Source organism: Buchnera aphidicola (Chaetogeoica yunlongensis) (genome assembly GCA_039829965.1).
Taxonomy (GTDB): Bacteria; Pseudomonadota; Gammaproteobacteria; order Enterobacterales; family Enterobacteriaceae; genus Buchnera_B; species Buchnera_B aphidicola_BA.
The window spans coordinates 242,983-259,945 of record CP139909.1; the positions used below are offsets into that span (position 1 = coordinate 242,983).

12 protein-coding genes are annotated in these 16,963 nt (G+C 23.3%); 9 read left to right on the forward strand and 3 right to left on the reverse strand.

The window, feature by feature from the left end:
• Window positions 1-29 precede the first annotated feature (29 nt).
• A complete protein-coding gene (gene map / locus UAR70_01065; protein ID XBC39934.1) occupies window positions 30-830 on the reverse strand; it encodes a type I methionyl aminopeptidase in 801 nt (266 codons plus the stop codon).
• A 298-nt stretch (window positions 831-1,128) separates the two neighbouring features.
• Between map and rpsB the strand changes: the two genes are divergently transcribed.
• The 7 genes from rpsB (at window position 1,129) to dnaE (ending at window position 9,592) form a co-directional block, all read left to right on the forward strand.
• On the forward strand, window positions 1,129-1,833 hold the full coding sequence (gene rpsB, locus UAR70_01070; GenBank protein XBC39935.1) for a 30S ribosomal protein S2: 705 nt from the start codon (window positions 1,129-1,131) through the stop codon (window positions 1,831-1,833).
• Between the two features lie 81 nt (window positions 1,834-1,914).
• On the forward strand, window positions 1,915-2,715 hold the full coding sequence (gene tsf / locus UAR70_01075; GenBank protein XBC39936.1) for a translation elongation factor Ts: 801 nt from the start codon (window positions 1,915-1,917) through the stop codon (window positions 2,713-2,715).
• A 170-nt stretch (window positions 2,716-2,885) separates the two neighbouring features.
• Window positions 2,886-3,617 carry a UMP kinase gene (gene pyrH / locus UAR70_01080; GenBank protein XBC39937.1) on the forward strand — a complete coding sequence of 244 codons (732 nt, stop codon included), beginning with the start codon at window positions 2,886-2,888 and terminating at the stop codon, window positions 3,615-3,617.
• 76 nt (window positions 3,618-3,693) lie between these two features.
• Window positions 3,694-4,248: a ribosome recycling factor gene (gene frr / locus UAR70_01085; GenBank protein XBC39938.1), complete on the forward strand. Its 555-nt coding sequence runs from the start codon at window positions 3,694-3,696 to the stop codon at window positions 4,246-4,248.
• A gap of 279 nt (window positions 4,249-4,527) precedes the next feature.
• Window positions 4,528-5,265, forward strand: coding sequence for a polyprenyl diphosphate synthase (gene uppS / locus UAR70_01090; protein XBC39939.1), 738 nt, complete (start codon window positions 4,528-4,530; stop codon window positions 5,263-5,265).
• A 371-nt stretch (window positions 5,266-5,636) separates the two neighbouring features.
• Complete coding sequence (gene fabZ, locus UAR70_01095; protein ID XBC39940.1) at window positions 5,637-6,071, forward strand: 3-hydroxyacyl-ACP dehydratase FabZ; 435 nt, start codon at window positions 5,637-5,639, stop codon at window positions 6,069-6,071.
• A 269-nt stretch (window positions 6,072-6,340) separates the two neighbouring features.
• Entirely contained in the window at window positions 6,341-9,592 is a 3,252-nt protein-coding gene (dnaE, locus tag UAR70_01100) for a DNA polymerase III subunit alpha (GenBank protein ID XBC39941.1), read from the forward strand.
• A gap of 117 nt (window positions 9,593-9,709) precedes the next feature.
• On the opposite strand, the gene UAR70_01105 is transcribed toward dnaE, so the two are convergent.
• On the reverse strand, window positions 9,710-11,446 hold the full coding sequence (locus UAR70_01105; GenBank protein XBC39942.1) for a proline--tRNA ligase: 1,737 nt from the start codon (window positions 11,444-11,446) through the stop codon (window positions 9,710-9,712).
• Window positions 11,447-11,830: 384 nt separating this feature from the next.
• On the opposite strand from UAR70_01105, the gene UAR70_01110 reads away from it, so the two are divergent.
• Together UAR70_01110 and UAR70_01115 are read left to right on the forward strand one after the other, a co-directional pair.
• Window positions 11,831-12,982, forward strand: a complete 1,152-nt coding sequence (locus UAR70_01110; GenBank protein ID XBC39943.1) for a flagellar type III secretion system protein FlhB — start codon at window positions 11,831-11,833, stop codon at window positions 12,980-12,982.
• Complete coding sequence (locus UAR70_01115) at window positions 12,975-15,089, forward strand: flagellar biosynthesis protein FlhA (protein ID XBC39944.1); 2,115 nt, start codon at window positions 12,975-12,977, stop codon at window positions 15,087-15,089. The genes UAR70_01110 and UAR70_01115 overlap by 8 nt, the downstream gene beginning before the upstream one ends.
• A gap of 122 nt (window positions 15,090-15,211) precedes the next feature.
• On the opposite strand, the gene argS is transcribed toward UAR70_01115, so the two are convergent.
• Complete coding sequence (gene argS, locus UAR70_01120; protein ID XBC39945.1) at window positions 15,212-16,945, reverse strand: arginine--tRNA ligase; 1,734 nt, start codon at window positions 16,943-16,945, stop codon at window positions 15,212-15,214.
• Window positions 16,946-16,963: the final 18 nt, after the last annotated feature.

The following is a 16,963-nucleotide window of genomic DNA, read 5'->3' on the forward strand; positions in this document are numbered from 1 at the left end:
AGAAAAATGTTTTTAATGTTAATAAATTTTTAATTTTTATTATTTAATATTTTTGGTATATTTTCTCCTTTTTGTAGAGTGAGTATTTCACATCCTGCTTTATTTACTAAAATTGTATGTTCATATTGAGCTGATAGGCTGTTATCTGCTGTTTTAACTGTCCATCCATCGTTCATGCATGTTACTTTACTAGAACCAACATTAATCATAGGTTCAATAGTAAATGTCATGCCGGATTTGAGAATTATTTTTTCATTTTTATAGTATGTATGATGTAAAATATGAGGAGGTTCATGAAAATTTTTTCCAATCCCATGTCCACAGTATTCTTTAACTATAGAAAAGTTGTTTTTTTCTACATAGTTTTGTATAGTTTCGCTAATGTTGTGTAAATATATTCCAGATTTTATTTTGTTTAATGCTAAATATAAACTTTTTTTAGCAACATGGCATAATTTTTGACTTAATAGAGTTGGTTTTCCTACAAAAAACATTTTTGATGCATCACTGTAATATTGATTTTTTACAATAGCAATATCTATATTAACAATATCACCATTTTGTAGTATTTCGTTTTTATTAGGGATACCATGACAAACAATGTTGTTTTTAGATATACATATAGATTTTGGAAAACCTTGATAGTTTAAACATGCTGGTTGTGCATGTTGTTTGTTTATTATATAATTATGACAAATATCATTTATTTTTTGTGTTGTTACACCAGGAACGATATAATTTTCAATCATCTCAAGAACATCTGCAACAAGTTTTCCTGATAATCTCATTTTATTAATTTCATTATTATTTTTTATAGAAATTATGGTCATTATTTACTCAATTTATATATTAAAATTTTATTTAATTTAATAATTAGATTATTTATAGAATGTTATTTAAGGATTTTATATATTGGTTTAATATTTGATTGTTTAATTTTCTATATTTTTGTTAATAAGTTTATGTAGGATTAATTTTATAGCTTATAAATGTATGTTAATATGTTTTTATAATTTAATAAATTAAAAATTATTTTTAATAACATATTGTATTTTGTTTTGAATTTAGTATTTTTACATTTTAATTTTATTTTTTTAATTTACTTATACAGTGAGGTCTTTTATTTTTATGATGGTATCAATGAGAGATATGTTAAATGCTGGTGTGCATTTTGGTCATCAGACTCGTTATTGGAATCCTAAAATGAAGCCATTTATTTTTGGATCAAAAAATAAAGTGCATATAATTAATTTAGAAAAGACCATGATTATGTTTAATATAGCATTGTCTGAAATAAAAAAAATTTCATTTCATAAAGGAAAAATTTTATTTGTTGGAACTAAGAAAGCCGCTGTTAAAACTATTAAAGAATCAGCAATTTTATGTAAACAATTTTATGTTAATTATCGTTGGTTAGGTGGTATGTTAACTAATTGGAAAACTGTGCGTCAATCTATAAGACGTTTAAAAGATTTAGAATTAGAATCTCGAGATGGAACTTTTTTAAAGCTTACAAAAAAAGAAGCATTATTGCGTACACGAGAATTATTAAAATTAGAAAATAGTTTTGGTGGTATTAAAAATATGGGTGGATTGCCTGATGCATTATTTGTAATTGATGCAGAGCATGAACACATAGCAATTAAAGAAGCTAATAATTTAGGTATTTCTGTATTTTCAGTAGTAGATACTAATTCTAATCCAGATGGTGTAGATTATGTTATTCCTGGTAATGATGATGCAATAAGAGCTATTAATTTATATTTACGTATTGTATCGGAAGTTATTTCCAAAAATGTAAAAGCTGATAATATAAAAAAATTAATAGCATAGAAACATTTATAATTAAATTAAAAAAATATTTTTTTAAACAATTTTAATTTTGAATTTTTATATGATTTTTAAGGATGATCAATGGTAAAAGAAATAACTTTAACTCTTATAAAAGAACTTCGAGCTAGAACTGGAGTAGGAGTTATAGATTGTAAAAGAGCATTAGTTTTTTGCAAAGGAAATATAGAAAAGGCAATTGATTTTTTAAGAAAAATGGGTCAAGTTAAAGCTGAAAACAAACAATTCATATCAACTAAATGCGGTTTAATTTTTGTTAGTTCTAATGATCAGTATGGTATTATTATGGAATTAAACTGTGAAACTGATTTTGTAGCGAAAAGTTTAGAATTTATATCGTTTGGAAAAAAAATTTTAGATTATTCTTTAACTGGAAATATTTGTGATGTAAATCTTATAAAAAAATATTTCGAAGACTTAAGAATTGATTTAATAATGAAAATGAATGAAAATATTGTAATTAGTAGAATAAATGTATTAAAAGGAAAATATATTACACATTATTTGCATGGTAATCGAATTGGAGTATTATTGCGTATTAATATACATAATAATGTTTTGGGAAAAAAAATAGCAATGCATATTTCTGCTAGTAATCCTAAATATTTAAAGCCAGATCTTATTCCTAAGTCTATTATGGAACGAGAGTATGAAATTCAGTTAGAATTAGCTATGAAGTCTAAAAAGCCTGAATTGATTTTAGAAAAGATAATTAAAGGCAGAATGATAAAATTTGCGAATGAAATTTCTTTACTAGGACAAAATTTTATTTTTGATCCTAAAAAAAGAATAAGTGACTTGCTTTTGGAAAATAATTTTGATGTTATTTCATTTATTAGATTTGAAATTGGAGAACAGTATTAAATAGATATTTTATTGAACATATTTTATAAAATAATATGTGTTTATTTTAAAAACCGCCCGGTGGCGGTTGATCGATTTTTTTAGAATTTAATTACTGATTTAAAAAATTTATTAAGAATTTTTATATTTTTAATTCAAAAATTATTTTATTGATAACGAGTTATTTTATAATGACAAATTCCTTTAACAAAAAATATTTAAAATTTAAACGTATAATAATAAAATTAAGTGGTGAATCATTACAAGGAAATAAGGATTTTGGAATTGATATAACAGAATTGAATCGCATTGTAAAAGAAATAAAGATTATTGTTGATTTAGGTGTACAAGTAGGTATTGTTATTGGAGGTGGAAATATATTTAGAGGAGAAAAATTAATTAATATTGGTATTAATAAAGTGATTTCTGATTATGTAGGTATGTTGTCTACAGTTATAAACGGTTTATTGTTATGTGATTCTATGAGTGGTATTGATCTTAATACGTACTTAATGTCTTCAATATGTATCGATCAAATTTGTAAAAAATATAATTTTAAGAAAGCATTACATTTATTACAAAAAAATTGTGTTTTAGTTTTCTCTGGAGGTTTAGGAAATCCATTTTTTACAACAGATTCAGCTGCATGTTTACGCGCTATTGAAATGAGTGCTAATATTGTTTTAAAAGGTACTAAAGTTGATGGATTATATTCAAAAGACCCAATGAAATATCCGAATTCTAAATTATATAAAAATATAACTTACGATGAAGTATTACAAAAAAAATTTAAGGTAATGGATTTATCTGCTTTTTCATTAGCTAGAGATTATAGATTACCTATTTGTATTTTTAATATAAATAAACCTAAAGCATTATATTATATAGTAACTGGAAAACATGAAGGTACTTTTATAAGATAAAGATATGATTTTTATATAATTGAGTAGTTTTATATATTGTAAAAAGTTTGAACGTTATTTTAAAGGATAGTATGTAATGCATCATATTAAACAATTTACTATTTCTAAAATGGATAACTGTATTAAGGTATTTTTAGAACAACTTAATACTTTAAGAAGTTCTAGAGTGTCTCCATCTATTTTAGATTCTATTTTTATTGATTATTTAGGACAAAAAGTACAATTAAAGAAATTATCTAATATTGTTGTAGATAATTTTAATACTTTAAAAGTTACTTTATTTGATAATTCTATTAAACATAATGCAGAAAAAGCAATTATGAATTCTAAATTAGATTTAACTCCAATTTTTATTAAAGATTACTTTAAAATTACAATTCCAGTATTAACAGAAGAGAGAAGAGTAAAATTAATAAAGTTATCTAGAAATATGGCAGAAAATAGTCGTATCTGTATTAGAAATATTCGTAGAATATCCAACGAAAAGATAAAACTATTATTTCAAGATAAAATTATTGGGAATGATACTGAGCGTAGTTTTCAAGATATTATTCAGCGTATTACAGATAAATATATAAGTAAAATAAATGTAACGTTAAATAAAAAAGAGAAGGATTTAATGATAATATAATATTTTTTTTTAAATATATTTTTCTATAGGATATTCTGAATTCGTTAGTTTAATTATGCTATAAATACTATCTACTATTTTTTATAGTTAATGGAATAAAATTAAATTGTGAATTTAACATAATTATTATTTATATTTATGCGTATAATTTTTACGATTATATTTTACGATACGTATTTTGATTTTAGTATTTTTTATGTATTGTTTTAGTGAATGACATTCAATAAAACAATATTGAATTTTTAAAAATTTAAAAATTTTATCTTATGTAAACTATATATGTTATTAAAAAATTTATTAAAATATAATAAAAAAATACCTATGCATGTGGCTATTATTATGGATGGTAATGGAAGGTGGGCGAAAAAAAATGGAAAATCACGCGTATTTGGTCATTTTGCAGGATTTAAAGCTGCAAAAAAAGCTATTTCTTGTGCTTTATTTTATAAGTTAAAAAAGCTTACTTTATATGCTTTTAGTAGTGAAAATTGGGACCGTCCTATATTGGAAATAAAAGTATTAATGGAATTATTTTTTTATGCTTTATCAAGTGAACTAGCTAAATTAAATAAATATAACATTCGTTTAAAAATTATTGGTGATAAGCAGCGTTTTAATAACGTACTAAGAGATAGAATGGATGTTATTGAAAATTCAACTATTAAAAATAATGGGTTAATATTAAACATAGCTGCTAATTATGGTGGTCGCTGGGAAATAGTAGAAGTAATAAAAAAATTATTGTTTGAAATTAAAGCAGGAAGATTATCTGAAAGTGATATTACTGAATCTACTATATCTAAATTTCTTTTAATTAAAGATGATATTCCTGTAGATTTAGTTATTAGAACTGGAGGAGAATATCGATTAAGCAATTTTTTAATATGGCAAATTACGTATTCAGAATTATATTTTACTAATTTGTTTTGGCCTGATTTTAACAGAAAAGAATTTGAAAGAGCTATATGTTTTTTTCTTAAGAGAAAACGTAGATTTGGTAAAATAAATGTAAAATAAAGGAATAGATGTTTTTTAAATTTTTTATCTAGTGTGTAATGCATACATATTAGTATTTAAATATATATTATGAATGGTATGTAAAAATTTCGTTTTATAGTGAGCAACAAATGTATTAATTTTATATGTTAAATATTTTAGGTAGATTTTTTCATAAAGAAGAATTTCAATATAATTTAAAATTACAAAAATTAATTTTTAAAAAAATGGTGTTTTACTATTATAATTTTAAATATATTTATTTTCCATTATTAGGTGATATATGTATTCAAAATAAATTTTATGTAATTTTTATTTTTTAAATTAAGTAGGTTTTTATGAATATTTTATATAGATATATTATTAATATTAATTAGTGTTCTTGAAAAATAATGTATAATTTTGAAAATAAAGATATTATTCAATTATTACCTCATAAATATCCCTTCTTGTTTGTTGATAAAATTGTTAAATATAAAAAAAATAATAATATTTCGACAATAAAAAATGTTTCTTATAGTGATTTTTGTTTTATGGGACATTTTTATGATAATCCTGTATTTCCAGGAGTTTTAGTTTTAGAGTCTATAGCTCAAACAGCTTGTCTCTTAGTATATAAAAGTTTTAATATTTCTCATAAAAATAGTTGTTTATATTTAACTAATGTTCATCATACAGTGTTTAAAAAAAAAGTATTTCCAGGTGATCAAATGTTAATAAACGTTTCTATTGACAAAATTTATCGAAAGTTAATTTATTTTTCTGGTGTAGTATCAGTTAATAATATTATTGTATGTAAATCGTCTATTTCATGTATGTTAAAATAGAAATTATTTTTTTTTTGAATTAGTTAAGTTAATTACTTCGTCGATATTTTATTTTTTTAAGATTTATTATTTTTGAAATATAATATGATTAAATTTTTTATTTTATTTTTAAGATAGTTTTTGTTGGATGTATTAAAATAGTTAAATGAAATATAATTTTTGATTTAGAATATATTGGTTATAATATTTCATAAAAAACTTTTTAATTTTAGTTTGAGTTTTATAGATATTTAGTATTTGTTTTAAAATTAATGTTATTGGAAAATTTAATGTCTAATGTTAAGTTTATTCATTTAAGAGTCCATAGTGATTTTTCTATGTCAGATGGATTAGCTAAACCTGAAATGTTGGTTAGATATGCAGAAAAATTAAATATGCCTGCTTTAGCCATAACTGATGAAAATAATTTATATGGAATGATAAAATTTTATAAAAAATCTTTAAGTTGTGGGCTTAAACCAATTTTAGGAGTAGATCTTCAACTTTCTTCTAATGAAGGATATGTATTTAAAAATCAAGTAACTAAGATTACCGCATTAGTTTCTAATAGTACTGGATATTATAATCTTATCGCTTTACTTTCGAGTGCATATAAGTTGGGATATAATAATAATATAGGAATTGTTATAAAAAGACGGTGGTTAGTGAAATATAGAGCAGGAATAATTTTATTATCAGGAGGATTACAGGGAGATGTTGGAATTAATTTATTAAATAATAATCAGAATTTAGTATTAAAATGTTTATCATTTTATAATAAATATTTTAAAAATTCCTATTATTTAGAAATAACTCGTATTGGAAAAAAACCAGAAGAGGAATACATTTCTAAAATTAAAGAATTAGTTATTAAATATAATTTTCCTGTTGTAGCTACTAACAAAGTTTGTTTTCTACATGAAAGTGATTTTAAAGCACATAAAATTCGTTTTTGTATTAATCAAAGTTGTACCATACAAGACAAATTACTAAATTATAATTATACAAGTCAACAATTTATGAAAACTAGTGATCAAATGGTACAATTGTTTTTGGATTTTCCCGATGCAGTTAGAAACACTGTAGAAATTTCTAAGCGTTGTAATATAATTTTAAAATTTGATAAATATTTTTTACCTAAGTTTCCAGTTAAAAGTAAAAACATTGATGATTTTTTAGTTATCCAAGCTAAATTAGGTTTAGAAAAAAGATTAATAAAATTATTTCCAAATAAAAAAGATAGAATGAATAATTTTTTTAAATATAATTCTAGATTGACATCTGAACTTAAAGTTATTAATAAAATGGGTTTTTCTGGGTATTTTTTAATTGTTATGGAATTTATAAATTGGGCTAAGGAGAATAATATTCCTGTAGGCCCAGGCAGGGGATCTGGAGCTGGATCATTAGTTTCTTATTCTTTGAATATTACTGAAGTAGATCCTATTTTTTTTGATTTATTATTTGAAAGATTTTTAAATCAAGAACGTGTTTTTATGCCTGATTTAGATGTTGATTTTTGTATGGAAAGACGTGATCAAGTTATTGAACATGTATCGAATTTATATGGCCAAGAGTCCGTTTCTCAGATTATTTCTTTTGGTACTTTGACAGCCAGAGCTGTGATTAAAGATGTAGGTAGAGTTTTCGGTTTTCCATATGGATTTTTAAATAGAATATCAAAATTAGTTCCTTCAGATCCAGGTATAACATTAAAAAAAGCTATTTTGCAAGAATCTGAATTATTTGAGTTGTATCAATTTGACAAAGAAGTACAATCTTTGATAAATATATCTAAAAAATTAGAAGGAATTATTCGTAATATAAGTAAGCATGCAGGAGGAGTAGTTATCGCTCCAGGAAAAATTACTGATTTTGTCCCATTGTATTATGATGAAATTGGAAATAATCCAATCACACAATTTGATAAGAATGATATTGAATCTATAGGATTAGTTAAATTTGATTTTCTTGGTTTAAAAACGTTAACTATTATTGATTCAGCAATAAAGATGTTAAATATTAGATTAGTAAGAAATAATCAAAAAATAATTGATATACATTCTATTTCTTTAAATGATGAATTATGTTTTAATTTTTTAAGATCTGCTAGAACTATTGGGGTATTTCAACTTGAATCTCATGGTATGAGAGATTTAATTAGGCGTCTAAAACCTGATTCATTTGAAGATTTAGTTGCTTTAGTTGCTTTATTCAGGCCGGGTCCATTACAATCAGGTATGGTGGATAATTTTATAAATAGAAAAAGTGGATTAGAAAAATTATTTTATCCAGATGAACAATGTCAACATATTTTATTAAAACCTATTTTAAAATCAACATATGGTATTATTTTATATCAAGAACAGGTAATGAAAATAGCTCAAGTTATAGCAAATTATAGTTTAGGTAATGCGGATCTTTTACGTCGTGCTATGGAAAAGAAAGATAAACTAGAAATGACACGACATCGTGTTATGTTTCAAGAAGGAGCAAAAAAAAATGGAATTAGCATTACCTTTGCAACAAACATGTTTAGTTTATTAGAAAAATTTGCTGGATATGCTTTTAATAAGTCACATTCAGTTTCATACGCATTAATTTCATATCAAACTTTGTGGTTAAAGGTATATTATCCTGAAGAATTAATGTCATCTGCAATGAATGCAGATATAGATAATATTGAAAAGATTGCTGTTTTCATTAGGGAATGTAAACTTTTAAAATTAAAAATTATTCCTCCTGATATTAATGTAAGTGAGTATTATTTTCGAGTGGATGATAAAAAAAATATAGTATATGGATTAGGTGCAATTAAAGGAATAGGTAAAAACATAGTTTTAGATATCATTAATGTTAGAAAAAAACAAAATCGTTTTTCTGGGCTATTTGAATTATGTATATCTTTAGATTCTAAAAAATTAACTCGAAAAGTAATAGAAAAATTAATTATGTCTGGTGCTTGTGATAGTTTTGGGTTAAATAGAAATGTTTTGATGAATTCTTGTGAGTATATAATAAAATCATCAAAGCAATATTTAAATTCTCTTGTATCAAAAAAAGTAGATTTATTTGGATCTTTGTTAGAAGAATTAACGATTATGGAAAAAAAAACTGATTTTATTCAAAAAAAATTTTCTTGGAGAGAAATATTAGATTGGGAAAAAGATAGTTTAGGATTTTATTTAACTCGACATCCTATTGATGAATTCTGTAATATGATTTGTAATCGCAATAATAAAGTTTTTCGTTTAAAAGATTTTTTTAATATTCACAATATGAGAAATAAGCAAATTGTTTCCATATTAGGTATAGTTTTATTTTTAAAATTTAAAATTACTAAATTCAAAAAGAAAATGTTATTTCTAATATTGGAAGATAGTTTTTTTCAAATAGATGTAGTTATGTTTGATGACATATTTAATAAATATAAAAATGTTATAAAAAAGGACAAAATAGTAATAGTTACAGGATATTTAAAATTGTCTAATTTTAGGAAAAAGCATACGATTGTAGCATATTCGTTAAAAATTTTAGAATAAAACAATTTATTTGATATTTATTATGGATAACAGAATAAATAATATATCAAAAAATTAATATATTATTTATTTTAATATGAATTATTATATAAACTGAATAATAGTATAAATATAATTTTATTTGTGTAGGCATGTTTCTAGAATAATTTTTAAAATATTATTTATGTTAAAAAATTTTTTAGAATTGTCACATCTTGTACGATATTCTACAATGTTATTTCTTAATAATTTTTCACTAATGATAATGCTATGTGGAATTCCGATTAATTCTATTTCCGAAATAATTTCACCAAAGCTTTTTTCTCTATCATCCAGTATTACTTCAATGTTATTTTTTTTGCAAAAGTAATATATATTTTTTGAATTTTTCTTGACTAATTTTGATTTGTAGAAGTTAATAGGTATTATAGCTATTTGGAAAGGAGAAATGTTTTTTGGAAAAATTATTCCATATTGATCGTGATTTTGTTCAATAATAGCTGCTAATATTCTAGTAATACCAATACCATAGCATCCCATTGTGATATTTTTTTTATCTCCAGTTGTATCTTGTATTTGCATATTCATAGTTTTAGAGTATGTCTTTCCTAATTGAAATATGTGTGCTATTTCAATACTATTTCTTAAGACTAAGGTGCCTTTTCCATCAGGACTTGGATCGCCGTGAGTAACATATCTAATATCATAAAACATTTTAGGTTTGGAAATATTTTTGTGCCAATTCATGTGATTAAAATATTGATTTTCAATATTAGATCCAATGGTAAAATTTTTTAGATTCATCACGGAAAAATCAGCTATTATTGGTATTTTTAAATTTATAGGACTAATGAATTTTTTTTTAGAACCTGTTATTTTTAGAATTTGTTCATTAGATGCAAATGTTATAGGGATAAAAATTTCTTTTATTTTTGATAATTTATATTCATTTATGGAATAATCTCCTCTTATTAATAAAGCTAAAAATGAATAATTACTGTTTTTATTTGCTTTTACTAATATAGTTTTAACAAAATTATTGTTAAGTGAATTAGGTGTATTTGATAATTTTGTAAGTGTATTTTCTTGTGTATTTATTATTTTAATTATGCTATTTAAGTCATACGTGATTAAATTTTTGGTGGTGGATTTATTTTTGGTAGAAGTTGCACTTTGTAGATTAGCAGCATAGTTAGATTGGGTAGAATGTACAATAGTATTTTCTCCATGGATCGCAGGTGCTTGGAATTCATGAGATATTTTTCCTCCCATTAAACCTGAGTCTGCTGCCACTACATGAAACTTTAATTGCATTTGTTTAAATATTTTTTTATAGATTTTATATATTTTGTTGTACGTTATTTTTAAAGAATTTGAATTAAGATGAAATGAATATGCGTCTTTCATTAAAAATTCTTTTGTTCTTATTATTCCAAAACGAGGTCTTATTTCGTCTCTAAATTTAGTTTGAATTTGATATAATGTTATTGGAAGTTGTTTATAGGATTTTAATTCATTTCGCATAAAGCATGTTATTATTTCTTCGTGCGTTGGTCCTAAAACAAATTCTTTATTTTGTCTATCTAAAATGTGAAATAGTTCTTTTCCGTATGTTTTTAAACGTCCACTAATTTTCCATAAATCTTTTTTTTGTAAGAATGGCATGGATATTTCCATAGCTCCACATTGATTCATTTCTTTTTTTATAATATTAGTAATTTTTTTTAGTATTTTAATTCCTGTAGGTAACCAAATATATGTTCCTGAACTATTTTGACGAATAATTCCCGCTCTTATCATAAGAGTATGACTAATGCAATCCGAATTATGTGGTGTTTCTTTTAATGTAGAAAATAAATATTTTTTTGCTCTCATTGTTTTCTAGTTGTGTAATAATATTTAAGTGTAAGTGTATTTAAAAATATTTTATTAGTAATATTAAAATTTTATTTTTATAAAATAGTATTTTAGAGAAGTTTTATATTTTAAATGGGTATAATTAACGAATAAAATATTTTTTAGTATGTATTTATATGTATTTTAACGTGTACTAATTTTATTGATTAAGTTTTATTTAAAATAATATTTTAAATTCTAATATTTATTTAAACAAATAATATCATAAATTTTATTAAGTAAAAAAACATTATTAAGTTAAAATTACCATGGATAAATTAAACTATATTTTATATTTATATATAAATAAATATTTTTATAATTATTTTATTTTTTTTATTACATAATTAAGGTATTGTTTTAATGAATCATAACTCTTCTGAGGAAAAAACTGAAAATCCCACTAGCTATAGATTAAACTTATCCAAAAAACAAGGAGGGAGTAGATATTCTCGCGAATTATGTTCGTTGCTAATTCTAGCAGTAACGTTATTTAATTTTTGGTATAACAAGATTAAAATTTATAATTTATTAAAGAAAATTATTTTTTACAGTTTTTCTTTTGATCATTCTATTGTTAAAAATGATTTTATTTTACAAAATGATTTTTTTTTATTTTGCCAAGATAGTATTATTTCTTTGTTAAAAATAATTTTTTTACCTATTTTTTGTTCAATGTTATTTTCAATAATTTTTAGTTGTTCTAATTTTAATGTAAAATTTATAAAATTTGATTTAGATAAATTAAATTTATACTCAGGGTTTAAAAGATTATTTTCTACTAGTAGTGTGATTGAATTATGTAAAACTGTTTTTAAAATTATTGTAGTAGGAATGGTAGTTTTTTATTTTTCATTTTATTATTTTTTTAAAAAATACATTATTTTTAGTATTAAATTTAATTGTATATTAAATTATGGCATACATATTATTTTTTTATGTCTGTGTATAGTTTTATTATGTTTAATACCTATTGTAGTAATTGATATTTTTTGGGAAAAATATCATTTTTATCAAAAATTACGCATGACTCGAAGAGAAGTTAGCGATGATTTGAAAACAATGGAAGGTAATCCTTACATAAAATCTCGTATTAAAAAAGTTATGTTTGAATTATCTAGTCGTCGTATGTTATCACATGTTTTTAAATCTGATGTAATTATTGCAAATCCAACACATTATGCTGTTGCTATTCGATACGATGAAAAGAAAATGAATGCTCCAAAAATATTAGCTAAAGGTATGGACAGTTTAGCAAAAAAAATTATAAAAATTGGTAATAATCATTCTATTCCAATTCTTATATCATATCCTTTAGCTCGTGTTTTATATTTTAATGTTGAAGTAGGAGAATATATACCTAGTTTGTTATATGCTTCTATTGCTGAAGTTTTAGCTTGGGTATGGAAAATTAGGAACTGGAAAAAAACAGGAGGGATATTTCCTCATCAACCCAAGAATATTTTTATTCCTTCAGAATTATATAATGATAAGAGGATAAAAACAAATGAGTAGTATTTTTTCTATATTTAAAATATCGGAGTTTAAAAAATTATTTCAGTTTCAGGTATTATCTGGTCCAATATTAATTTTAATAATTTTGTCTATGATGGTATTACCTTTATCTCCATTATTTTTAGATTTGTTTTTTACGTTTAATATAGCATTATCAATAGTTGTTTTATTAATGTCTATGTTTACTGTTAAAACTTTAGAATTTACTTCTTTTCCAACAATTTTATTATTTTCTACGTTGTTGAGATTGGCTTTAAATATTGCTTCAACAAGAATTATTCTTTTGGATGGTCATAATGGATCTTATTCTGCTGGACATGTGATACAAGCTTTTGGTCATTTTTTAGTGGGTGGTAATTTTGCTATTGGGATAATAGTTTTTGTAATTTTAGTAATTATAAATTTTATGGTTATTACTAAAGGGGCTAGTAGAATAGCAGAGGTTGGAGCAAGATTTATATTAGATGGCATGCCAGGAAAACAAATGGCTATCGATGCGGATTTAAATGCTGGTTTAATTGGTGAAGCAAAAGCTAAAAAAAGACGTATAGAAATTAATCAAGAAGCAGATTTTTATGGTTCAATGGATGGAGCTAGCAAATTTATTAGAGGAGATGCTGTAGCTGGTATTTTAATTATGATTGTAAATATTATTGGTGGATTAATTGTTGGTATGTTACAGCATAATATGAATTTTTTAAAAGCATCTCAAATATACACCATTTTAACAATTGGTGATGGACTTGTTGCTCAAATTCCTGCTTTGGTAATTTCTACGGCTTCAGGTGTTGTGGTAACTCGTGTTAGTACAAATCAAAATGTTAGTGAACAAATAGTTAGTCAATTGTTTTGCAATTCTCAAGTGATTTTTTTAAGTGGTATTGTTTTAGGAATATTAGGATTAGTTCCTGGAATGCCTAATATTATTTTTTTAATATTTACTGCTGCATTATTTTTATTATCTTGGTTAATATATCAAAATCCTACCATATTTTCAAAAATTTCATCTAAAACACAAAACAAAAATCGTCATGGTAATATTATTTCTTTAAATGATGTAACTTGGAATGATGTTCCATTAGAACATTCTATTAGTATTGAATTAGGAAGTTTATTAGTTCCAATGGTAATTACTAAAAACATTAATATAGAAAATACTTTATTAAGTAAGATTCGTGATGTAAGAAAAAAATGTGCTAAAAATATTGGTTTTTTACCTCCGTCGGTGCATATTCGAGATAATAATATTTTACCTAAAGACCATTATCGTATTTTAGTTAAAGGTATAGAAGTAGGAAGAGGTAGAGTACAATATGGTGATTGGTTAGCAATTGATTTGGATAATATTTCTGAATCTTTACCATGTGAAGAAATATTGGATCCAATATTTCAACTTAAAGCTTATTGGATTGATTTTGCTCTTATAAAAACAGCTAAAAAATTAGGTTTTAATGTTTTGGAAGATAGTGATGTTATTTCAACACATTTAAATAATATTATTTTAACCTATTCAAGTATGTTATTTGGGCGTCAAGAAGCACAACAGTTATTAGATCATGTAGGTAAGTTTTTTCCTAAATTAACTGAAGATTTAATTCCTAATATTATTAGTTTGACTATGTTACATCAAGTATTACAAAATTTGTTAGTTGAGAATGTACCAATTTGTGATATGCAAACTATTTTGGAAACATTAATTATACATGCTCCTAATTATCCAAATGATGCACAATCTTTGACTAGTTTAGTTAGAATTTCTTTAGGAAAATTAATTGTTCAAAATGTTTTTAAAGGAAAAACAATTGAGGTTTTTAAATTAGATGTATCATTAGAAAACATTTTGCTTAATATTGCTTTAAATAAAGAGAACAATATTATTGAACCTGGATTATATGATTATATTGTAACTACTTTAAAACAAGAATGTAGTAATAGAAATTTAAAAAATATATCTCATGTTTTATTAGTACATCATAATTTGCGTATTTTTTTATCAAATCTTTTATTAAAAGTTATTCCTCAATTAGTTATTTTGTCTAATTTGGAATTAGAATATGTGTCAAATATACAAGTAATTAGTGTAATTGGTACTCACATGAAAGATTAAGATTTTTTTTATTATTTAAAAAATTTAAAATATATTGGAATTAGAAATATGTAATTTTTAATATTTAAATTTTATATATTAGGATTTTTGAAATTAAATTTTATAAATGAACAGTATTTTATTTACATGTATGAAACCGTAGATACGCCTATCATATGTAAGCCTTTTTTTAATGTTCTAGCAGTTATGAAAGATAATAATAATCTACTTTTCTGAATTTTTCTGTCTTTAGAAAATAGAATAGAACATTTTTCGTAAAATATAGAAAAAATTGTAGATAATTCATATAAATATTTACATATTAAATGTGGTGTACTATTTTCTGATGATTCTAATATTATTTCTTCGAATTGTAATAGTTTCATTGTTAGTTTTTTTTCATATACATTTGTTAATATAATTTTTCCAGTTAGTTTAAACATAGGTGTGTTTAATTTTTTAAATATAGATAATATTCTTATATAAGCGTATTGCATGTATGGTGCTGTATTTCCATTAAAGGATAACATTTTATCCCATTTAAATATATAATCTGTTAGTCTATGTTTAGATAAATCAAAGTATTTTATTGCACTAATTCCTATTTTTTCGGATAAATAATCCAATTGTTGATCAGAAAGATTTTTATTTTTGCTTTTTGTAATTTTTCTTGCTCTTGTTATTGATTCGTTTAAAAGTTTGGATAGTTTTATATTTTCTCCAGAGCGTGTTTTAAAAGGATTTTTATTTTTTGAGCATATCATTCCAAACGCATGGTGTTTAATTATTGTATTTTTTGGTATATATCCAGATTTTTTAGCTATTTCAAAAATTTGTTTAAAATATTGTTGCTGTCTAGAATCAACATAATATAAGATTTGGTCAGCTTTAAGTGTATTGCAACGATATTTTAAACATGCAAGATCAATTGTAGCATATAAGTAAGCTCCATCTTGTTTTTGAATTAAAATTCCCATAGGGTTTCCATTTCTATTTTTGAATTTATTTAAAAATACTATTATAGCTCCATTATGTTCTATTGCTATTTTTTTGTCTTTTAGTTCTTGAGTAATTTGGGGTAACATATCATTGTAAAAACTTTCTCCAATAATATGTTTATTAGTCAAAGTAATATTTAATTTTTTGTAAATTTTGTCATTTTTAATAATTGTATGAGTAACAATTTTTTTCCATATTTTAAGACATGATTTTTCTTTATTTTGTAATTTTAGAGCTTGGTTTCGAGCATTTTGAGAAAATTTTTGATCAGTATCAAAAAGTTTTTTAGATTTTTGGTAGATTGTTTCTAAATTTATTTTATTAATATCTTGGTATAATAGAAAGTTTTTTTTTAGATAGGCAATAATCATTCCAAGATTTGTCCCGCAATCTCCAATATGATTTGTTCGTATTACATTGTGTCCGAGAAACTCCATTATTTTAGCAATTGAATCTCCGAGAATTGTTGAACGAAGATGCCCTATATGCATTTCTTTAGCTATATTTGGTGATGAATAATCTATTATTATTTTTTGTGGTTTAACTTTTTTTATACCTAGTCTAGAAGAGTATATTCTTTTTTGTATGTCTATTTCCATCCATTTATTATTAATATAAATATTAATAAATCCTGGTTTAGAAACTTCTAGTTTTTTATATATTGAATAATTATAGCAGTTTATTTGAGTAACAATAGACGTAGATATTGTGTATGGATCTTGATTTAAAGATTTTGATATTTTAATTATTCCATTTACTTGATAATCCCATTTTTTTTTATCTGAAGTTCTTATGATCATTAAATCGTTAGAAACGATAATATTTTTATTTTTTAGTGTTTTTTTTATGTGTTCTGATATTATAAGTTTTATATTCATATATATGTAAGTAAAATT